Annotated in this window: 14 protein-coding genes; 3 read left to right on the top strand and 11 right to left on the bottom strand. The window is 47.2% G+C overall.

Going from position 1 to position 21,632, the window contains the following annotated elements:
• Positions 1–38: 38 nt before the first annotated feature.
• From AB6805_RS14055 to AB6805_RS14045, 3 genes are all read right to left on the bottom strand, one after another.
• The gene (locus tag AB6805_RS14055) at positions 39–821 is read right to left on the bottom strand and encodes a helix-turn-helix domain-containing protein (protein WP_370910055.1); all 783 of its coding nucleotides are present in this window, start codon (positions 819–821) and stop codon (positions 39–41) included.
• 16 nt (positions 822–837) lie between these two features.
• Positions 838–1,881, bottom strand: a complete 1,044-nt coding sequence (locus AB6805_RS14050) for an SDR family oxidoreductase (protein WP_370910054.1) — start codon at positions 1,879–1,881, stop codon at positions 838–840.
• Between the two features lie 113 nt (positions 1,882–1,994).
• On the bottom strand, positions 1,995–2,369 hold the full coding sequence (locus AB6805_RS14045) for a chorismate mutase (RefSeq protein WP_370910053.1): 375 nt from the start codon (positions 2,367–2,369) through the stop codon (positions 1,995–1,997).
• 146 nt (positions 2,370–2,515) lie between these two features.
• On the opposite strand from AB6805_RS14045, the gene AB6805_RS14040 reads away from it, so the two are divergent.
• Genes AB6805_RS14040 through AB6805_RS14030 form a run of 3 tightly spaced genes read left to right on the top strand, consistent with a single transcriptional unit; the run spans position 2,516 to position 3,774 of the window.
• Positions 2,516–2,878, top strand: coding sequence for a VOC family protein (locus AB6805_RS14040; RefSeq protein ID WP_370910052.1), 363 nt, complete (start codon positions 2,516–2,518; stop codon positions 2,876–2,878).
• 4 nt (positions 2,879–2,882) lie between these two features.
• A complete protein-coding gene (locus AB6805_RS14035) occupies positions 2,883–3,329 on the top strand; it encodes an EVE domain-containing protein (protein WP_370910051.1) in 447 nt (148 codons plus the stop codon).
• On the top strand, positions 3,313–3,774 hold the full coding sequence (locus AB6805_RS14030; RefSeq protein WP_370910050.1) for a MarR family winged helix-turn-helix transcriptional regulator: 462 nt from the start codon (positions 3,313–3,315) through the stop codon (positions 3,772–3,774). Before AB6805_RS14035 ends, AB6805_RS14030 begins: the two co-directional genes overlap by 17 nt.
• A 13-nt stretch (positions 3,775–3,787) precedes the next feature.
• Here the strand turns inward: AB6805_RS14030 and AB6805_RS14025 are convergent, their stop codons facing one another.
• The 8 genes from AB6805_RS14025 to AB6805_RS13990 all read right to left on the bottom strand — a co-directional run bounded on the left by AB6805_RS14025 (position 3,788) and on the right by AB6805_RS13990 (position 21,351).
• Positions 3,788–5,401 carry a hypothetical protein gene (locus tag AB6805_RS14025; RefSeq protein ID WP_370910049.1) on the bottom strand — a complete coding sequence of 538 codons (1,614 nt, stop codon included), beginning with the start codon at positions 5,399–5,401 and terminating at the stop codon, positions 3,788–3,790.
• 13 nt (positions 5,402–5,414) lie between these two features.
• Positions 5,415–7,391, bottom strand: a complete 1,977-nt coding sequence (locus AB6805_RS14020; RefSeq protein WP_370910048.1) for an alginate lyase family protein — start codon at positions 7,389–7,391, stop codon at positions 5,415–5,417.
• 55 nt (positions 7,392–7,446) lie between these two features.
• Entirely contained in the window at positions 7,447–9,297 is a 1,851-nt protein-coding gene (locus AB6805_RS14015) for a glycoside hydrolase family 97 catalytic domain-containing protein (RefSeq protein ID WP_370910047.1), read from the bottom strand.
• Positions 9,298–9,379: 82 nt separating this feature from the next.
• Entirely contained in the window at positions 9,380–10,837 is a 1,458-nt protein-coding gene (locus AB6805_RS14010) for a glycosyl hydrolase family 28 protein (RefSeq protein ID WP_370910046.1), read from the bottom strand.
• Between the two features lie 28 nt (positions 10,838–10,865).
• The gene (locus AB6805_RS14005; protein ID WP_370910045.1) at positions 10,866–11,876 is read right to left on the bottom strand and encodes an IPT/TIG domain-containing protein; all 1,011 of its coding nucleotides are present in this window, start codon (positions 11,874–11,876) and stop codon (positions 10,866–10,868) included.
• Between the two features lie 36 nt (positions 11,877–11,912).
• Positions 11,913–13,685, bottom strand: a complete 1,773-nt coding sequence (locus AB6805_RS14000) for a RagB/SusD family nutrient uptake outer membrane protein (protein WP_370910044.1) — start codon at positions 13,683–13,685, stop codon at positions 11,913–11,915.
• A 42-nt stretch (positions 13,686–13,727) separates the two neighbouring features.
• Entirely contained in the window at positions 13,728–16,904 is a 3,177-nt protein-coding gene (locus AB6805_RS13995) for a SusC/RagA family TonB-linked outer membrane protein (RefSeq protein ID WP_370910043.1), read from the bottom strand.
• 304 nt (positions 16,905–17,208) lie between these two features.
• Entirely contained in the window at positions 17,209–21,351 is a 4,143-nt protein-coding gene (locus tag AB6805_RS13990; RefSeq protein WP_370910042.1) for a two-component regulator propeller domain-containing protein, read from the bottom strand.
• Positions 21,352–21,632: the final 281 nt, after the last annotated feature.

The raw sequence follows: 21,632 nt of genomic DNA, 5'->3' as shown, positions 1-21,632 counted from the left end.
TCTTCGTTTAGTAAGGTGGTTAATAAAGCATCGCTATTCTACAAACTGCCGGGACTGTATCCGAAATGTTTTTTAAACGCATAGGAAAAATGAGACAGATCCTCGAAACCTGCATCGAGGTAAACCTCGGATGGCTTTCGTTTTTTTTCAGAGATCTGGTAATGCGCCAGTTCCAGGCGTTTTCGGGTGAGCCATTTGCCGGGTGTGCTGTTGTAAGCTTTTCTGAAATCTTTTTTAAAGGTAGTCAGGCTTCTCCCGGTCAGATAACCAAATTTCTCCAGCGGAAGATTGAAACAATAGTTTTGCTCCATGAAACTAACCAGGTCCAGTTTGCCGGGCTCTTCAAAATGCCCTAAGAGCAGATCCACCTGAGGGTCAATTACCCGGAGTACACGAATGGCTTCCTCGACTTTTAAGGCAGCGATGTCCCCCGGCAAAGCATCGGCCAGCTCAAAGTAAGGTTGTAAAGAATTGAACAAACTTTTCAATAAGGGATGTTCTCCTAAAACCATGAGCTCAGCACCATGGCGTTGTGAAGTGGCCAACTGATTTTCCGTATAATATTGCTGTAGCTTTTCTTTACGGAACACAACTGATATGGCTATGCAGGGCTGCCCCGCCAAAGGGAGTTTGCTCATCCTGCCCAATTGGTTACGAGGTAACAAGATCGTATCGCCTGCAAAAAACTGATAGTGACGTTCCGCAGTAACAATCCTCATTTCGCCGGAAACTATATGTACCAGCGCTGGTTGCGGTAAAATTAGCTCACGGCTGTAATGGGTCTCTTTCTTGCAGGCAATAAATACTTCGGCTACTTCCATCGGTATAAAGTTAGCTTTATTGATCGAGTAATTGCAAACGGATCAGGCTTTGCGCGGCGGCCAGTATCGCTTCCTCTGTAGGGCGCGGAGACCAGCCGAGCTGACGAATGGCCTTTGCGCTGGTTACGTTCATCACTTTACCCAACAGCGGGATCATCGATTTACCCATCGGGTCGTTCAACGCGGCAATACGTAACAAAGTATTGGGCAATTCTTTCACTTTAACTTTGTCCGCAGCAGCACCAAGGTTCTCTTTTAATATTTTCGCCACAGCCACCAACCAGATACTTTCGCCGGCAGTGGCAATAAAACGCTCACCGTTTGCTGCAGGATTTTCCATTGCACGTAGGTGCAGGTCCGCCACATCACGCACATCTACAAAACACGAGTTGATCTTAGGGCAACCCGGCATCTTTCCGGTCAGGAGATTTTTGATCAGGTGAATGGAATGCGAATAATTAGGTCCTAGTACCGGCCCCATAACCGTTACCGGATTAATAACAGCAAGTTCCAGCCCGTTTCCTTCCGTTTTGATGAAGTCCCAGGCTGCTCTTTCCGCCAGAGTTTTTGATTTTTGATAGGCTGGTGCATTTGCTGTATTCGTCCAGGTATTTTCATCAAAAGGTGCTGTTTGGTTAGGATGTCCGTAAACAACCGCTCCGATGGCGGAGGTCAGCACTACGCGTTTTACCCCGGCATCTTTCGCTGTGCGCAATACACGCAGTATGCCTTCCCGTGCCGGAATAATCATTTCATCCTCATGTTTGTAATTAACTTTTGGAGTAGGTGAAGCCACATGCAAAACGTAGGTGCAATCACTTACAGCTTTACTCCAGTTGGCATCTGAAGCAAGATCGGCCTGCACTAAATTTAGCCGGTCACCAGCGTCAACGCCGCCTTCGCGCAACATGGCTCTCACAGTGTCCTCACGGTCCAGAGAACGCAATGTCGCTCTTACATGGTAACCGGCATTTAATAATTGAGCAATGCAATGCACTGCAATAAACCCGGTGCCACCGGTAACCAGCACCAATTCTTCTTTACTTGAGTTCATGTTCATCTCATATTCTTTTGATGAACCAAAATTCGGTTTAAAGAAGATAGCTTGTTTTGTTTAAAAGGCGCATTATGCTTTGTTTAAAAGGCGGGGGAGATTAGACAGGTACCATCACTTTAGGGCTTATCATCCGAAATGGCCTCCTCTATCCTCAGACTTTCCTTATGGATGGCATTGAGCATTTCAGTGACGAATTCGGCCGACAGTCCTTCTTTCTTGCCCGCCTCAATCCCTCTTTCCAGCACCTTTTGAAAGCGGGCTGCCTGTAAGGGAGCAATATGATGCCGGGCTTTATAAACACCAATCTCACGGACAACCCGTTCTCTTGCCCCTAGCACCTCGAAAAGCTTTCTATCAAGCGAGTCGATGTCCTTTCGTTTGTTTTCCAAAACAGTATCAGTGGTATTTGTGGACGGGCTTTGTCCATCTGCTTTGTCCGCAATGGCTATAGCAGCCAGAGTGATAATAAAAACGAGAAATGTATTTTTCATACCGGAAGGCCCGCCATTTTAATGCCATTTTTGGTGAGCGTCAATGTCATAGTAGGGATTCCCACGTCGTTTCTTACACTAATCATAATAAAATTTGCTTATTGTTGTCGTATATACTATATTTGCGACAACAATATACATACACAATGAGAAAATTGGAATTTGCATCCCTGCAAGTCAGGGATCTTGAAACCTCGAAAGAATTTTACACCACCAAACTAGGGTTTGAAGAAGCAGGAATATCCAACCCAGGGGCCTGTGTTTTTAAATATAACAAAGGCGAAGCAAGCTTTGCCATCAGAACGCCCATCGGTAACCTCGAAGGAAAAGAACTTGGCATCGGCGCCTCACTCTGGTTTGCAATCGATGAGGAAATAGAGGAGTTGCAAGCCCGGTTATCAGCAAAGAATGTGACCCTGTTGGGACCGGTCCAGGTAACGCCTTTCGGGAAAATCCTCGTTGCCAGAGACCCCGACGGATACAACATCACTTTTCTAAAATCAAACTAATTATATGAACAGGGATACAAAATACTGGGTCATCGTGGCATCGAAAGACCATGTCAAAACCGGCATCGCAGAGGGGATTGCCCAGGCCTGCCATGGAAAGGCATCGCCTTTGAAAAGAATGCGTAAGGATGATTTCATTATCTACTATTCGGGAAAGCAGACACTGGGAAAACCTGAGGCCTGCCAGGAATTTACCGCTATTGGAAAAGTTATAGATGATGAAGTCTATCAGATGCAGGTGTCCGCGAACTTTTGCCCATCAAGGCGTAATATTGAATTTTTGCCAGGTAAGGATGTTTCCATTTTGCCGTTGATTCCCCAACTGGATTTTATTCCCAACAAGAAAAGCTGGGGCTATCCATTCCGTTTTGGTTTCTTCGAAATCAACCGGCACGACTTTGAACTGATTTCTTCACAGATGCTACAAAAAGACCATGCCCAAAAAAATTGAGTTTCATTTTAAAAAGCCCGAAGACAGTCCGGGTTATTTGCTGGGACAGCTGACCATGTTATGGCAGAGAAAAATAAAGCGTGTTTTAGATCCTCTGGACCTGACACACACCCAGTTCATACTGCTCTGCGCACTGGCCTGGCTTTCCAGGGAGAGCGATGCCGTAACGCAGGTCGATATTGCAAACCAGGGGAATGCGGACAGGATGATGGTATCGAAGGTGTTAAGAACACTGGAAGATAAGAAGTTTATTACCCGTCACGAGCATCCGACGGATACGAGGGCCAAAACGATCAGGCTTACAACTACAGGGGAAAAGATCTTACAAAAAGCTATTATCAGCGTAGAAAATGCTGACCTGGAATTTTTCACAAAATTGGGCCGTGATCTGGTGTCTTTCAATGCTAATATGGCCAATCTGATTAAAGAAAACAAAACAGAATAGTTTTCTTCAATCCCTAATGGGTCCTTCCGGTTTTCGCTGGTAGGACAGTTTCAACAGCACGAATGTAGAACGACTGTTCAACAGGTACTGCCGACTGGAACTTCCCTGGAATGCCATACTGCCAGGCCACCACAGTAACTTTTAACGGCAGCTTTGCGCGTGGTGGCACGCTTGTAAAAACCAGCCTATTGTTGTCAATATATGCGGGACCTTCCTTTACATAGTAATTCACAGGCAGCCCCGAGGTAGCCTGTGCTGCTAGCAGCACAGCTTTTATCCCCTTTCGCTGATCCGGCAGTGATTTGAAATGTACCTGCTGCGCTTCGCCGGTAGTTTGGGGTAGCGGTATTTTAATATTCAGCTGTTGTACTGCGCTCTTAAACGTATCATCTCCCTTATTCTCCGCTTCCAGCCAGATATCGTTGCTTCTCTTGGCATTATTAAAGCCCATACGGTAAAAATCCAATCTGAAAGTGGTATCATCTATCTTCTTAACGGGGCCGCATATACGATTAATTTGCAGCGGCGTTGATGCATGTTGAGCAACTTGCTTCGTTCTGGCCGAATCGCTAAAAAATGCGCTGATACGAAAAGTGCCGTCGCCCGGCGGCTGAATGTCTATGGCATATACGGCATGAGATTTACCAGGTATTAGCAGCTTGCCATCCTGCATAAACCCGATGAACTGTTGCTGTTTTCCTCTTGCCATGCGGTAATAGTGTTCGGTGGCATCCGCCATTTGCCTGTCGAATACCCATGAAGCGGATTGCCTGTTTCCGGCATATGCGTTGAAAGGCGCCGCAGCTGCGTTAGGCAGACTATCTTTATGCCATCTGTCCATTAACCATCCCTCCTCCGGCTGCACCGGATGTAAACCCTTTGCACGCCAACGGAATTTCATTGCTTTGCGTATAAACAGGGAGAGATAATCGACCAAAGCATCTGATGCATCAAAATGCCCATGACCGGCATCTGCAAATAAGGAGATGACGCTACGCGGATGTGATTGTATGTAGGAGAATGCCGGGACAATCCGGTCTTCCCACCACTCATATTCCCCCATGATGAAAAGAGAAGGCACACCATTTATGTCCCTGTTGCCCCAATCCGGATTGGCCTTACCGCTACCGGTTAGTGTTGTAAGCGGCGCATCGCCATGAAGGGATATCACTGCCAGCGTTCGTGCCGGATTCCATGCCGCAAAGTTCCAGGGAAAACTGGCCTGGGCGGAATGGCCGATAGGAATAACAGGAATTGTTTTTAGCTCCGCGTATCCGGATACCTCTGCCAGCCGGCTCATCATCATCTCAAAATCAGCAGGCGCATTTTTGGTAAAATCGAACATCTGCGTAGTAATAGGAGTAACCCATATTTCTCCCACCCCAAGTTCAGCCAATGTTTTACGGAATGCAGGATGTTCCAGCACCGTTTCTTCCGTCATGTTATGCTGCCCCCAAACTACCGCCTTTAGCTTTTTACAGTTCTCTGGTATCCAGAGAAATGCCTGCGGAGGTGCTTTCGTCTCACCGGAAATAATATTATCTACCGGAATACTCCACTGCCAAACCTGCGCAGCAGACCCGTATGCAATGAGAAGAAATATTGCAATTGCAAAACTTGTTTTCATCCTTTCCTTGAGTTTAATGCAGACGAACACGTACCGTTGTGGTATTTGAAATATTGGATGCTGCAGCCACACCAATCAGTGCGGGCAGGTCTGCGCTCCATTCTACTGTTGCCAGTTGTTGCCAGGTTATACCATCGTAGGATCCGGAACCTGTTATGGTATTGCCTGATCGCTTAAGCTTTAACCAGTAACCTCCTGTAAGGCGGCCATAGGTTACGGCTGGCGATGTTAATAGTTCCCTTGCAATAACAGATGCATTAATCCTGTGAGCCTTCCGTTGCAGGAAGTGCATCATCCACGTGGGCGCTTCTATTTCCTTTGTTTTGCCAGGGTACAACATCAACGCGGCAAAAGGACTGTCTGGTTCCAGCCCGGACCTGATCATCAGTCCCACCGTTGTAAATTGTGAACTCGGCTGCGGGCTCACCCCGACAATCATCTCTTCATTGCTTAACAGCTTCCTGTAAGTATAATTGAAAGCTTCCTGCAAAGTGTCTGTAAATACACCCCCTGCCTCTATCCTGAGCAGATTGCCATCATACTGTGCGTAACCGGTCTTTCCTGTATTTCCGATATCCCTGTTACGCCAGCCGCCGGGAAGCCCTCCACCAGCAAGAGATGCGGGGATTGATGCGGCTGATTCTTTTCCATTACTTATCCCGGCAACAGTGTAATAGTATACAACTCCTTTTTTTACATGATCATCCGGGAAGAAATTTCCCTTAGTAGTTCCTATTGTTAGATACGGACCATTTTTTTTATCTGCCCGTTTGATTACGTAAGACGAAGCATCTACCAGACCAACCCAGCTCAGCGTACTTGCGTCAGACGTTGCTGTCAATACCAGCCCGGCGGGACTTTCAGCGACAATATTTTGTGCACGCCTGTTGTCCTCCCCCGGATCAATGGAATAGAATAAGGTTCCGTAACCGGGATGATCTGCCCCCGGATTACCGGGGCCTTCAGGCCGGAGTTTATCAGCCGCCGCTTTTGTAAACGGCGCCTCCATCCCCATCCTGTGTACATAGTGATTATACACCTGTTCAAACACAGCACGCAGATTGCCCCGTGCCACCTCCGATGGATGCGTATGGTTGTATTTACCGGTGCGGTCAAGCATTGGCGTATAGGGGATATCGTTATACCCCAGGTTATATTTTGCGGTGTATTCAAATCCTTTTAGTAAACGGTTGTCAGCATAGGCATATAGGTTCAGTCCCTGGTGCCAGGCCATTTCGCAGCATTCGGCCAGCATGCCAATACCGAGCTGCGTGTGAGCCTGATCCCTTCCTGTTTCCTGTACCTGGCCGGCGTCATTAATAATATAGTGCGTAAGGCTTCCATTCCCCCACCCGTTTACATAGTAGCGGACTGCCGTTTCAAAAATTTCACGGTCATTGCAGAAAATCCCTATAGCCATCACCGTTTTAAGCGCGGCATCGTCCCAGTTGCCATTTGCAAAAGGGGCAAACTCCGCAAGAACAGGATAAATCACCTGGCGAAAATGTTTCTCTGTACGCTTTGCGGCATCTTCCGGCCACCCCGCATTACTGTGTCTTATAATCTCTGCGGCGTTAACCATCTTAAATGGCCCCAGGCCGGCCATCAGTACCGCGTCTTTTCCGGTAACCGCCTTCAGCGTATTACTCCATGCGTCAATGATGCGGATGGCTGTTTCGGCATGACGTTTATCACCGGTGATGGCCCACATCAACGCATTCTGATAAGCAGCATTGGCATCACTGTCGTAATCCGACTGGCCAATACCCGGGTTTCTGCCCACGGTCGTCAGCGGTCCCTTTATCTTGTAATCATAATGTGAAAAAGGACTTTTCCCGAAAACCAGGTAACCTTCGTATATGGGCGACCGTTGCTGTGCCACACCGTTTCTCATGCGCTGTAAATCAGCCTGGCTGTGCAGCAGGCCCGGGTGTAAAAAAGCAGGCGCTTGTGCGGAAGCGGTATCATTAAACAAAAATATATTTGCCACAAACGATACGATTATTAGTATCACATTTTTCGTGCGACTCATCATCTATTGATTTCTATTTTTCGGGGCCGTTGGTACCTGATCTGAAAATGATGGCCTGTCCACCTTTCGCTAAAAGCTTTACCGGCAGCTTGTCGCTATTCTTGAGCGTAACGGTTCGCTTATTGATGACTTGATTATCGCCATCTTCATAAATAGTGGCAGTATAAGTAATGCCTGGCCGGAGAAAAGAAAGGTCCAGCATAGTTTCCCAGTCCTGCAGACCGGCTGCACAACCAAGGTACCACGTATCTCCTTTCCTTCTCGCCACCGCTATACCCTTCCCGATATCTCCGGACAGGTAATGCGATTCATTCCAGGTAGTAGGTACATAGTCGTAGAACGCGATCTCTTCATCGTGGATATAGTCGTTGGGCTGACCATACCAGAAAACGGCCTGCAGCGGGCTGTAGTAAACCACACTGAGCGCCAGCTGCTGGGCTTTTGAAACTTTTATATTTTTTGAAAAGCTATTCTTCGAATTCGGGAAACAATAGGTAAAATCAGCAGCTCCGGCGAAAAAGCGCGTAAATGGCAGCGTAGTATTATGAAAAGCATCGGGGCTGTTTTCATCTCCTCTTATGCCTTCCTGCGTTAATAATGCCGGATAGGTCCGGCTAAGACCGGTAGGTTTGTAATTATCGTGTATGTTCAGTACAAAACCATAATGCTGTACTTTTTTAATGGCCTGCGACAGCCAGCTGAGACCCGCCTGGCTAAGGCCATCCACGAAACCGAATTTAATACCTGCTACGCCCCATTGCTTATAAAGCGGAAGAATGGTATCCAGTTTGCTTTTCAGCCCTACGTAATTTACATACAGGATAACCCCAATATTTTTTTCCTTGCCATATGCTATCACCTTCGGCATATCAATCGCCGGGATTACCTGGCAGGGATCGGAAGACGAACGGAACTCCGCACCATACCAGCCTGCATCAAACATGATATATTGAAAATGATGCTTTACAGCAAAATCAATACAATCCAGTCCGCTCTGTGTATTCAGTTGTGCACGGATAAGTTTCCCGGGCCTGATCCACGACAAATCGCCTGGCGCAGGCGCATCTGCCAGCTTCAAATTCAAGGTGCGGCAATGATTCAGTGCAATAGCAGAACCGGCTACACTCACCGTTCTCCATGGCGTTTCAATTTGTTTGCTAAACAGTACAGCGGTGTCACGTGGAAACTTTACTACCAGGGTATTTCCATCAACTCCACGGGCTAGTTCCGCTTTCGTGTAATGAAGGTTCGCGGCCTCTCCAAGCTGGCAATAATTTCCATCTGCCAGGAGCGTAACCGGCAAATCGGTAGTAGTGTGGAAGGTATCCACCAAGGTTGGCGTAAAAACAGACTCCTGGTTGTATTGATAGATGAGTGGAGAAGATGGGAAAGAGAAGGTAGTCAACTCCCGGAGCTGATGCGGCACGGCGTCGGCAACAGATACGGCATACCGGAATGCAACACTGCTGTCCATCACCCTGAAATCGAGCCTTACCTGGTTACCGTTATTGGTTTTCAGAAACAATTTTGCCTGCCGGTAATTGTTATACAAAGAGTCCTGCTCGCCCAACGGGCTCGCAAAAGATTCCCGGTGCAATGCAGGCTTATCATACCGGCTGATCTTTGCCGTGTTGAAAGACACGCCATCCACTGTAATCTCAAGTAAAGACCTGTTCGTAATCGTTTTCCCTTTAAAAAAGAGCTGATAGCTGAGCTTCCCATCTTCAGCATGTAATTCCAACACTGTTGTTCCACCGGGAGATGCAATGGAGTATACTTTTTGTGCAGCTAGTTGCCCATACTGCAAAAGAAGTATAAGGCCCAGCATTCCAAGTGATTTCAACCAAAAGAATCTTTGACTCATTTTCAATTTTTATCAATTTATAAAATTAATTGTAGGTAATTCCGGAAAAGAGTGGCTTCAGCAGGGTATTTCGCCACGGCCCCTATTCTGTTTTCCTGAATACCAGGCTATCTACAAACTCACCTACAAACATCCGCGCCATATCTGCTGTTTTATACCATCCTGGTTTTCCGCTCATATTATCGAAGATGAGTGTGCCATTAATTTTCAGGTTTTCGAATACAACGTTCCTGACCCTTCGCGCTTCGCTGTAGCCGGTAATAATGGAAAGTTCCGGGTTATCGCCGTTGTAGGTGATATTTTTGAATAGTATATTTTCTATGCCCTCGCCAGGCGCTGTGCAGTATTTCTTATTAAACGGGATCTGCAGATGCACCAACTGGCCGCACCTGATATTCTCTATGCGGATATCTTCAAAGGATACATTTCTCACAAGATTATTATCACCCGCATTAATGGCCATGCATCCCTGGTAATCCACCTGCATTTCCCGGTGTTCCAGGATATCGATGTCGGTATAACGCACATTTTCGATCGTATCCGGATGCGGCGTATTCCCGTGGAGACCAATATGAATGGGATGAGCAACATCTGCCCAGAGTGTGGAATGTTGCATGACGATATTCCGGCAGCCACCCACAAAACCCTTTCTTGTGGCGTATACGGTACTGCAATCGTCTGAGTTGCGGCAAAAAACACCATCATACAATACATTATTGCTGGCAAATACATTCATGCCGTCACCCCATTTGTAAGCACTGATGCTTTTTACATTCCTGACTATCACGCTATCTGAACTACCCACCGGGCATTGTGTGAGGATAATTCCCTCCAGCAATACATTTTTTGAATGCGAAATTTTCACCCCTTCCTGGCCGGGAGAATCAATAATTCCCCTGCCGCCTATTTTCACATCCCGTACACTATCCACCACAAAATGGCCCTTTACTACAGTACCACCGGCGAGGTACACATATTTTCCGGACGGCACCTTCAGCACCCCGCCTTTGATTTCGTGGATACCCGGACCGAAATAAATAACATTTTTTGCTTTCGGATCCGGGACAGTTGCCTGTACAGGATTGGCAAACAAATGAAGATTATGAAATTTATCCCCGTTGACTTCAATGGAAAGATGCTTCGGTTGAAGCAGGCGGAAATAAATCGTATTGTTTACCACCTTGTGACCTATCCTGTATGAAAGCGGGCGTATTGCCACCTGTCGTATTGGTTCCCTGTTGCTGGTGATGGCAACTTCTACTTCCCCCGAAAAATCAAAGGATGTCATGGAAGCGTTTTCCACATGATGATTAACTCCGCGTACCTCATCTACCTTTACATTATACTCATATAAGTCCTGCCACTTGCCGCCGGGTTGCCTTACCTTCACAACAAAATCCGCGTTATGCACAGGATTTCCCGTCTCTGGTCCGGGGAAAGGATAAGCTACCAATTGCTGTTGCTGTGCCATACATGCTGCTGAAAACAACACACAAATAATAATACCGGTTAGCTTCGTCAATATCCGATCGAAATTCATCATTGTAAAATTGAAAACACTAATAAAATTACTTGCCGTAAAATTCAATTTCCGCTATGTTACAGTTGCCTGCCGGAGAGTAATAATAGATATAGCGATAACTATTGACAGTTGAAATTTGCGCATCCGTATACACACCACTAGGCGGTGCAGTGGCAATGGTATAAAGCACTACGTAGTCGGACAGTGACGGATCATTGGCTGCTCTTATCTGTCCGCCCACCATCCGGGCAGCATTGCCGCTCCTGGGTACGTAACGTACCGATTTCAGTAATGCCGCTTTCCCTTCTCCCATATCGTATCCCACATAACCGGTTGCGGTAGGTCCATCTATGTAGGTATTCAGATTACCGTCTACAGCAGCGGAAATCATGGTGGCCGGGTTATTGGACCAGGAGCCTGAATGTCCAAACAGTATACCGGTAAGCTTCTCCGCGTTTATCAACAGGTATTGTCCAATGAGACGCTGACCATCAACAACCAGTGTTACGGATCCGGGAAGCGCATCCGGCACCTTGAATTTTACCTGTTCCGATGCAACGCTCAGCACTTCTGCTTCCTTTGCACCAACAAACACATGAACAAGGGATTTATCTGTTCCGAAGTTATTTCCTGTGAGCGTAATTTCATCGCCTGCCTGTGCTTTATCCTTACTCATGGAAATAAGACGGGCAGAGGGTTTGAAGGTAAATACCTGCGGTATGGAATCGCGCTTGCCAAATATCTCAACGGTGACTACACCCGTGATGCCTTTTGGAGGGACCTGCACTACAATCTTATTGCCGGTAACGCTTCTGACACTATCTGCGCGCACGTTACCAAAATATACTTTCACTGCACCAACCACTTCCCCGAAATCTTGTCCGTCTATCGTTACATTGGACAATGCATATCCTTGTTTAGGTGAGAAGTCTGTCACCACGGGAGCAGGATAATTGAATTCCCTGAATTGTGCATCCTTCTCACAGGCAGGGAGAAATATGCCGGCAACCAATATCATTCCCGGCAGGAACAGGTTTTTAAAAATATTGCTAGTCATATAAAATGTGCTCTGTTAATAGTGAATTGAATGTTTTCAATATCCAGGGTTCTGCAGCAGATTTTTATTTAAGATCATCTGCGAGGTTGGAACCGGGTACAGGTAATGTTTCTTTGCAACACTGTTATTACGCGAACTGGCGACCACCACACATTTCAACATGCCGGCCGGTGTTGCCACGGTTTCCTCTCCAAACACATAGGTGGATGGTTTATAGGCAGCCGTTGGATTGCCTGCGGCATCTTTAAACGGTGTTTCATAAGACGCATCTCCTACTACCCTGCCAAGGCGTGACGGGTTCAGTGACGCCTCCAGTATGCCCCAGCGTTTCAGATCGTCAAAGCGTTTACCTTCACGATACAACTCCACGGTACGTTCCCTCCTGATCTCTTCCTTGATATCCAAGCCGTTTGTAGCCACCAGTGCATTGGTGAGATGGGCTACGCCGGCACGGTCACGCAGTTTATTGATGGATGCATCTAACTGTCCGTCTGACATGTTTCCGTTCAATTCCACCAGCGCTTCCGCATACGTGAGGTATACTTCCGCAAGGCGGATGACAGGCCAGTTGGCAGATTCTGTACGATCAGTCCTGCGGCCGCCGAAACCGTAAACACCATATTTGTTGTTGCCATAGCCACTGGATCCCAGGCCGCCGAAGTCCAGCGTTACGGTTGCCGGCGCTGTAGCGGAAGCATACAGGTAGTTCAGTAAACGCAGGTCGCGGTTTTGAAACTCAGCAGCAGCGGTATGGTAGCCCTGGAACAGGGATGACTTTGCCGGTGGCAAACCATCTGTACAAACCGCCATATCCACAAACTTGCGGCTGGGGTACAACTGCCCTACGGTCCAGGTGATGTTGATGCCGGATTGCCGCAGCGTATAGTCGTATACGGTATAGAGAATAAATTCCTTATTGGACTGCTTATTGTAACCGCCTGGGTTACTGCCTTCATCTTCAAGATTGAATAAATACCAGGAACTTGAATTAGCCATTTTTGAATCGCTGTTCTTGTTCCATAACTCATAACCGCCGTTGTCCATTATCTGCTGGCAAAGGCTCACGGCCTCATTGAGGTATTTGCCGGCGTTGGCAGGATCATATCCCGCAGTGCCTGCGCCAACGCTGCTGCCATCGCCATCCGGCGCCTTGCCTACATATTTTTCCCAGGTAGCTTCATATAGTTCCACCTGCGCCTTCAGCGCCATGGCGCCCCACTTACTTATTCTGCCTTTATCGGCAGTACCGATATTCTGCTCGGTAGGCAATCCTGCAATAGCCAAATCAAGGTCAGCTAATATCTGGGAAACTACCTGGTAGCGGCTGCTGCGCTTGTCGTAGAGTTCAGGCGACTCCACACCCAGTACCGTTGTTACAATGGGCACCCCACCATAGAGTTTAAGCAGGTTGAAGTAGGCAAATGCGCGAAAAAAATAGGCTTCTGAAACATACTGACCGATTTCACCGCCACCGGTATACGCAGATGCCTTTGATAACAGGATATTACAACTTCTTATACCGTTGTAATTCCAATTGGTGCTGCCCACAGCAATAGTACCAGTACCAATGTCCGAGCCATTGCCATTTGCATTGGCGGAAAGGTCAGAGCCATTGTCCATGGAACCAAAATTCCATCCGGGTAATTGACCATAGAACCCTGTGGCGAAGTCTTTGAAATCCGACGGCTTCTTAAAGTACACCGCGTCCGTAAACTGGGCATTCGGTTCCAGGTCAATAAAATTCTTCTGACAGGCAACCATTCCCAAACAAAGGCTCCCTATGATAATATTATTAAGTATAGATTTCATGAGTTCTGTTTTTATAAGTTCCGGTATTGAAAGATGAATCCCTTATAATCCCAGGTTTAAACCAAAGGACCAGGTTCTTCCGAATGGATAACCACTGTTGATGGAAGCTTCCCCCATTTCAGGATCAAATCCGTCTTTAATGGAAGTCGATTCCCATAGGTCGTTACCGGAGAAGTATACACGGACCCTGTTCAGTTTTGCTTTTTCAGTCCATCGCTGTGGCAGCGTATAACCGAGTATGAGTGATTTCAACCGGATATAACGGTTGTTTTGCAGCATAAAATCATTATTGGCATAGTTCCAGCCTGCACGGGTTGGATTAACCGTTAAACGCGGGTACATCGCTTCCGGGTTGCTGGTGGTCCAGGTTTTACCGAGAAATACGGGGTTCTGGTTAGTGTATACCGCGCCAAATGGATAAGCCATATATCCATTACGCATCATATTCTGTTTAAGCTGTCCCTGGAAAGTGGTGAAGATATCAATACCTTTCCAGGAGGCGCCGAGGTTAAGACCAAAGGTGAGATGAGGTGTGCCGTCGCCTGCGTATACCAGTGAACTTTTTTCATTCCCAATGTTGGTAATATTCTTCGTACCTGCTACATCTACCCTTTTCGTGTCGCCGGGGCGCAATGCAACCGCCTGGTTGTTCTGAGGCATATTCGCCAGCAAAGTACTGCCTCCATAGGCGGCATAATAAGCGTCTACATCAGCCTGATCGCGGAAGTAACCGTCTGTTTTGAAAACGAACCATGACTGATACGGATAACCATTCACAATATCGTTTCTTCCGGGGCCATAACTATCTCTCCCCTCCACGCCGCTAACCACGGTGTTGGTATTGCTGATATTAAATGTGGCACTGTAACTGAAGTCTTTTTTCGAATCTTTCCACGAGAGTATAAATTCCCATCCTTTGGTTTTGAACCTGCCGCTGTTCGTTTTCGGAGCCGATCCACCCAGCACGGAGGGATAGGTTACGTCTATCAGCATGCCGATATTTTCTTTTACGAAGTAATCTACGTTGGTCGACAGCCTGTTGGACAGGAAGTTCAGGTCCACTCCGATATTCTGCTGCTTTACTTTCTCCCATGTCCTGTTATAGCTGATCAGGCCATTATTATTAAGTCCGGTCGACTGCTGCTGCGTAACGGGAGATCCCAGCGCCGTGGTTCCGATATTGACGGTAGACAAATAGTCGAATGCACCCAGCCCGGATGCTTCATTACCGGTAGTACCGTAGGTAGCACGGATCTTACCAAAACTTAGAATGGAGTTAAATCTTTCCATAAAACCTTCGTTGGTAAATACCCATCCCAGCTGCACGGTACCAAAGTTTTTGAATTTATAGCCAGGGGCAAACCTGGAATTACCATCTCTTCTTCCCACTAACTCCAACAGGTATTTTTCCGCATAGTTATAATTCAGTCGGCCAAGATAAGAATAGCGGCCATTCAGACTTTTAGACCCCGAATTGGTTTGGGTGGTGGTAGACGCCAGGCCGATGTCATACACGCCCATATCGGTAAAGCCTATACGCTGTGCCGACACCCACTGTGCATTATTCTTTTCCGCGTTGATACCGGCCATTGCTGCGATATGGTGCTTCGTAGCGAGGGTTTTATCGTAGCGCAGTAATCCTGAATAGTATTGGTAGGTACCCTGCCAGGCATAGGTATAATAAGTATTATTGGTTCCCCCTGTGTTGAGACCAATACCGGTAGGTATATTATACCAGTTGTATAACTGCACCGGTAATACGTAACGCTCCTGGTTGAACCGCTCGTTCTGAAGAGAAACCAGGCCTTCCATCGACAAGTCTTTTGTGATCTGGTAGGTTGCCTTTACATCCACTCTGCCTGTCAGTGAATTCCTGTTGTTTCGCCCGCCTGCTGCACTCATCGCTGCTGCATTCCTGTTGGCGCCGCCATCGATACCGTTAAAGGTAGCAAACCAGTTGCCGTAGGGATTCTTTGCGGGGAAGAACGGCATGTCATATGCATAGAGGGTATTATCCAGTCCGACAGATGGCTCGCTGGTTTTCGCATCGATCAGGCTGATATTGGTTTCCAGCTTCAGGTCCTTTGTCAGGTTGTAGTCGTAATTAAACCTGGCGTTATATTGTTTCTGTCCATCGTAGGCGGTAGCGAGATTGCCCTGGTTATCGGCATAGCCGAAAGACAGGCGATAGGACGACTTTTCCGTACTGTTGGAAATACTCAGATTATGCTGATAGGAATATCTCGGTGCAAACATTTCCTTGATCCTGTTGGCATTGTATATATAGAACTCGGTACCATACAGGGGATACGCACCCTCAACGCCCTGTTGCATTTTCTTCACGTTGTCTTCGCCCCATACCCACCAGTTGGGAACGGTTTCCTCCTTGTTGGCTTCCACCCACATGGTGGCATATTCCTGCATGGAGGGGGAATAACCGGTGATACCGTTTGTAACGAAACGCATATTGCCGTTGTAGTCTACTTTAAGTTTGCCCTTGCCTCTTTTGGTAGTAACAAGTATCACTCCATTGGCGGCACGGGATCCGTATATGGCCGCAGATCCATCTTTCAGCACAGAGATACTTTCAATATCATCCGGGTTGAGGTTCTGAAAAGAGTAATTGTTGAGAACAGGCACGCCGTCGACTACAATCAGCGGATCACTCCCATTTACAGACGAGGCGCCGCGGATACGCATGGAAATTCCTTCGTTGCCCGGGCGGGGAGAACTTCTTGTAACCAGCAGGCCCGGCGTTTGCCCCTGAAGTGCCAGGGCGATATTGGTGACCGCCCGGCTTTCAAATATTTTGCCGGACACCTGTTCTACCGCGCCGGTGAGGGTCGCCTTCTTTTGTTTGGCATAGCCCACTACGATCACTTCGTCGATATTTCCGGCAGGCTTGAGTTTTATATCCAGGAAACCTGCTGTGACAGGAACTTCCAGCTTTTCAAAATTCAGGTAACTCACGGTCAGTGTGGAGGAAGAGGTGGATACCGGCAGGGAGAAGAGTCCATTCTGGTCGGCGGTTGTTCCCACCTTGAGTCCTTTAACCAAAATGGTGGCGCCAATTAATGGCTCACCCGTTTCGGCATTTACCACCTTGCCGGAAACGGTTCTCCCGGTTTTAACCTGTGCCGGCAAGGAGTTTACAATTAATAGCAATAACATGGTTCCGAGGATGGCGGCACATGTTGGTAATAGTCTGATTTTACGCATACCAGTTTTTTTAAGTGGCGTTGAACGTGGATAATAAATCTTGAGAACTGTTTTTTACTGACAAAAAATCAGGGATAAATCACGCTGGTGATTCATAAAACGTAGAATGATTGTCATAACGGGTAGATTCAATTTTGATTGATAAGTATTACTGGCCAGTATGCAAAGTAAACACCAAGCACTCCCAACTATAAGGGGGAGTATTCGCATAAAAAGGGGGGTGTAGTGTGAAATTTAGGGAGAATTTACCCCTCCCCGGGCGGATTTGCCGGGAAGGGGAACCAGGGGTTAACATATCCGGGGGTCAGACTTTCTTTCGACCGGCCCTCTTTTTCCGTGTATCTGTCTGTTCCAGGTTGTATTTATCTTCGAATACCTTCCGGTAACGCCTTATATATTCCGAAGGGTTCACGCCAAATACCTTGTTGAACTGTCCCCGGAAAAATTTAACATCATTAATGCCGACCTGGAAACCTATTTCATTGACATTCAAACTTGTATTTATCATGAGCTCAGCGGCTTTTCTAAGCCGTATAAAACGTACGAACCCTCTCAGCGACTCCCCGGAAACCTGCCGGATTTTTTTATAAACCGAAGAGTGGCTCATGCCAATTTCCCTGGCCAGTACCTTTATATTGAATTCGTCATTATCGAGGTTAGCCTCCACTATTGCAATGCATTTTTCAACAAACTCCTTATACTGACCTGACACTTTAAAATCATTCTTGCGGAGGGTCACTTCGTTCAGAAAATAATTACGCAGGTTATCCCTCATCTGCAGTACCCCCTGCACTGCCGCCGCCAACAACTCCTTGTCAAATGGCTTGGTGATGTAATAGTCGCTGCCAACTTCTGCGCTTTCCAGCTTTCCCTCTTCAGAGGAGGAGCCAGTGAGCAGGATAACCGGGATATGATTCAGCAATGCATGCTGTTTGATTTCTTTGCAGAGCTCCAGCCCTGACATCGTCTCCATCCTGATATCGCTGACCACTACGTCCGGTAGTATGGCTATTGCCTTTTCCAGGCCTTCTTTCCCATTGCCGGCTTCCTCTATGTTAAATGCCGAGCGGAACATGCCTGAAATGTATTGGCGTATCTCCGCGTCATCATCTACTATCAACATGGTTTGTTTGGCCGTTATGATGGTACCGATCGCTTCTTCATCAGACGGCCCGTCCGGTATTTCTTCGGGCTCTTCATCTGCCATTGCGGTCAGGAAACTGGTTCTGTCAACGGGAACACTATGGGGAGGATCTGGATGAACCTCCTCCGTACTATGGGGCAAAACAACTTTGAATACAGTGCCCTTGCCCTCTTCGCTTTCAAAATTGACGTTACCGCCGTGCAGCGCTATAAACTGTTTTACCAGGTACAGGCCAATACCGAATCCCGGTTGTTGTGTATGGCCACTGCCCTCCGACCTGTAGAACTTCTCAAATACGTGATGGGCACTGTCGGCACTTATTCCATAACCGGTGTCCGCAATGGTTATTTCCACCTGGTCGCCGGCACAAACGAGTTTCATTTCAATGCTGCCGCCGGCAGGAGTATACTTTAAGGCATTCGATAATAAATTGAATAACGCTATCTCCAGCTTCTCCCTGTCACCGGATATCCATAGCGCCTCGCTTTCGCAAACAAATGAATAGTGCTGACTGGCCGACTGGGCCTGCTGTTCAAAGTACTGGAACACCTCCCGGCATAGTTCTGTGAAATTAAAACGAGCCAGTTTCAACCGGTCTATATCACTGTCTGCCCTCCTGAACAATAGCAATTGATCCAGCAACCGCAACAGCCGGCGGGCACTCCGGTATATGGTAGTCAACTCGCGATGGTGCTTTCCGCCGGGTTCCTGCTCTGTCATCAGGTCCTTCACAGGATTAATAATGAGCGTGAGCGGTGTGCGGAATTCATGTGATACGTTGGTAAAAAAGGCGATCTTCTTTTCATTGAGTTCTCTTTCTTTCTCCGTATTCAGGTTTGCCATGGCAACCTGGTACCTGAGCCTGCGTTGTTTTGTTTTATAGGTAATATAAATGGCCGTCACCGCCAGCACCATGAATAGATATAGCAAGTATGCCCACCAGGTGTCATACCAGGGAGGCAATACTATTATTTCCAGGCTTATTTCGTTACTGATCCACTGACCTTCGGCGCTGGTGCTTTTTACCCGGAATGTGTAATGGCCCGCAGCAAGATGTGTGTAGGTGGCAGTTCTTGTATTCCCTGCCTGGATCCAGTTTTTATCCCAACCATCCATATAGTAGGCATAGGAGATCTTATCGGAAGTAGAATAATCAAGCGCGGTGAAGTCGAAAGAAAAGACAGCATCGCGGTAGGGCACCCGGATTTTCCGTATGTCGTCACCCAGCCGTTCCGCAATGTAACCTGGTCGCTGGCCCAGAGGCATATTGTTAATATGGATATCGGTGAAAAGCATTCTGGGCTTTTCGCCTGATGCTATAATATTTGATGGCCGGAAGATGTTCAGCCCTTTAATCCCTCCAAACATCAATTCGCCCGACTTAAGCCGGAGCGCTGCATTATAATTAAACTGGTTACTGGAAAGGCCATCGCCCTGGTAGAAATTGGTAAAATTTTTCCGGGTGGCACTGAACCTGGAGAGGCCATAAAAAGTACTTATCCACAGGTCTCCGGCTTCGTCTTCCAGGATATTGAGTACTGCGTTGTTACAAAGCCCTTCGGCTGTAGTATAGCGTTCCAGTATTTTACCGTGCGCACGGTCAAATAAAATCAGGCCCCCTCCTTCGGTACCGATCCAGAAACGCCCTTTACTGTCTTCGTGAATGGCTCTTACCGGGTTGCCCAGTGTATAGGATGTATGCATTTTGTTTTGCGGGTCAATCTTTATCAGGCTGCGAAGATCCCCCGCCCACAGTTGTCCGGACCGGTCCTCGTTCATCGTAAACAGATCTCTGATCCTGTCGTCAAAGAGCCTGAAAGAATCCTGCTGCCTGTCATATTTATACAGTGCGCCCTTATATAATGAGCCTCTGCCAAAGGTTCCCGCCCATATCGTATTCTTGTTGTCTTTATACAGGTAAACGGTTTTACTCTCCTTTTGGGTGTTATTATAAAACAGGCGGTAATGCCGGAAGGTATTTGTTTTTTTGTCAAACCGGTTAATGCCTCCCCAGAAAGTAGAAACCCAGATATGTTGCTCATTGTCGCATCGCACATTCGTTACAAAATTATCGCTGAGAGATGCAGGTACACCTGCCTGATGAACGAAGTTGGTGAACAGTCCTGATTTTCGTTGCCACCTGCTTAGCCCACCGCCATCTGTACCTACCCAGATGGTTCCGTCGCCCTCTTCGCAGAAGGTGAAAATGAAATTGCTGACAAGACTGTTCCTGTTCAGTGGGTCGTGGAGAAAAGACTGAAACCTGTCTTTTTTAGGATCTATAATGTTAACGCCGCCCCTTAGTGTTCCGATCCACTTTCTACCGTCCGCATCTTCATAAATTGCGCTTACGGAGCCACTTGCAAGCGTGTAGTTGCTATTGCCCGAGGGGATGTTCTCCGCTACCGTTCCGTCTTTTGTATGAATGATATTTATACCTCCTCCATTAGTGGCAATCCATAGCTTGCCGCATTTGTCGAGGAACAGGCCGGATACTTTGTTGTAGGAGAGTTTCCCGTTTTCTTCCGTATAGGTCTCCTGGTATTGGTTAGCGGGAATGGAGTACTTCTGCAATCCATTTGGTGTACCTATCCAAAGCAGGTCCCTGTCGGCTTTTATACAGTCGCCCGTTGGATTAGTTCCGTTAATAAGACTAACCCGGGCAGCGCTTTTATCCATGCGGCACAATCCCCTTCCCTGCACAAACAACCATACATCGCCATTAGCGGCCACTTCAATGGCTCCGGCATCGTATGAAATGAGGCGCAACCCATCAGCATCCAATGGTAACGGTACAGCAGTATAGGTTCCGGCGGGGCAAAACAGCAGGCCGAGTCCCTCTGTCCCAATCAACATATTTCCTTTCGCATCTTTTTTAATATCGCGCACAACTGCCGTGATCGGCTCATATCTTGTTGTACCGGTTACCTGGTAACGTATACCGCTGAATTTTCCGGTTACCTGATCGTATATGTTAAGTCCCTGGCGCGTGCCTATCCACAGTTTATACTGCAAATCCTCATTAATCGTGAATACCCAGTTATTTACCAGGGAGCTGCTGTCGCTGAACCTGTTCCGGAATACCTTAAATACGTTACCATCGTACCTGTTCAGCCCATCATAGGTGCCAAACCACATAAATCCTTTGTGGTCCTGGAATACACAGCGCACAGCATTATTCGATAAACCCTGTTCTATGCCCAGGTATGATATAACATGATAACGATTGTCCCGGGCCTGGGAACCCGGTGCGTGGAATATTGCCACCATAAGCAGCAAACAGTGCAGTACAAATTTTCTCATCCCGTGAAATTGAAAATAGTATCCAAGAATTACCAACAATTCCTTCTATCTTCCTATTATAATCTGGTTGATTGGCTGAATTACGAATTTACCCCATGTCCTACGTGATTAAGGTGTATTCTCATCATTCAGAGTGCATAATAGTAATTATTGTCAAAATGACAATTTTTTATTTTGAGGTGATATTGGGGCGATGGGCGTCTGCCGGGAGTGGGATGTTGGAACCGGGGAACTGTTTCTTTCCGTGCGCTAAGATATAACCCAATTAATCATGTCGATGA

It is taken from the genome of Chitinophaga sp. RCC_12 (genome assembly GCF_041360695.1).
Classification (GTDB): domain Bacteria; phylum Bacteroidota; class Bacteroidia; order Chitinophagales; family Chitinophagaceae; genus Chitinophaga.
Note: the sequence above shows the minus strand (reverse complement) of the source record. Positions and strands in the feature narration are given on the sequence as shown.

Excerpts from the sequence above, each read along its gene's own strand:
- AB6805_RS14045 (WP_370910053.1), bottom strand. The coding sequence starts at position 2,369 with ATGAAAAATACATTTCTCGTTTTTATTATCACTCTGGCTGCTATAGCC.
- AB6805_RS14010 (WP_370910046.1), bottom strand. The coding sequence starts at position 10,837 with ATGAATTTCGATCGGATATTGACGAAGCTAACCGGTATTATTATTTGT.
- AB6805_RS13995 (WP_370910043.1), bottom strand. The coding sequence starts at position 16,904 with ATGCGTAAAATCAGACTATTACCAACATGTGCCGCCATCCTCGGAACC.
- AB6805_RS14025 (WP_370910049.1), bottom strand. The coding sequence starts at position 5,401 with ATGAAAACAAGTTTTGCAATTGCAATATTTCTTCTCATTGCATACGGG.
- AB6805_RS14055 (WP_370910055.1), bottom strand. The coding sequence starts at position 821 with ATGGAAGTAGCCGAAGTATTTATTGCCTGCAAGAAAGAGACCCATTAC.
- AB6805_RS14030 (WP_370910050.1), top strand. The coding sequence starts at position 3,313 with ATGCCCAAAAAAATTGAGTTTCATTTTAAAAAGCCCGAAGACAGTCCG.
- AB6805_RS14005 (WP_370910045.1), bottom strand. The coding sequence starts at position 11,876 with ATGACTAGCAATATTTTTAAAAACCTGTTCCTGCCGGGAATGATATTG.
- AB6805_RS14015 (WP_370910047.1), bottom strand. The coding sequence starts at position 9,297 with ATGAGTCAAAGATTCTTTTGGTTGAAATCACTTGGAATGCTGGGCCTT.
- AB6805_RS14000 (WP_370910044.1), bottom strand. The coding sequence starts at position 13,685 with ATGAAATCTATACTTAATAATATTATCATAGGGAGCCTTTGTTTGGGA.
- AB6805_RS13990 (WP_370910042.1), bottom strand. The coding sequence starts at position 21,351 with ATGAGAAAATTTGTACTGCACTGTTTGCTGCTTATGGTGGCAATATTC.
- AB6805_RS14050 (WP_370910054.1), bottom strand. The coding sequence starts at position 1,881 with ATGAACATGAACTCAAGTAAAGAAGAATTGGTGCTGGTTACCGGTGGC.
- AB6805_RS14040 (WP_370910052.1), top strand. The coding sequence starts at position 2,516 with ATGAGAAAATTGGAATTTGCATCCCTGCAAGTCAGGGATCTTGAAACC.
- AB6805_RS14035 (WP_370910051.1), top strand. The coding sequence starts at position 2,883 with ATGAACAGGGATACAAAATACTGGGTCATCGTGGCATCGAAAGACCAT.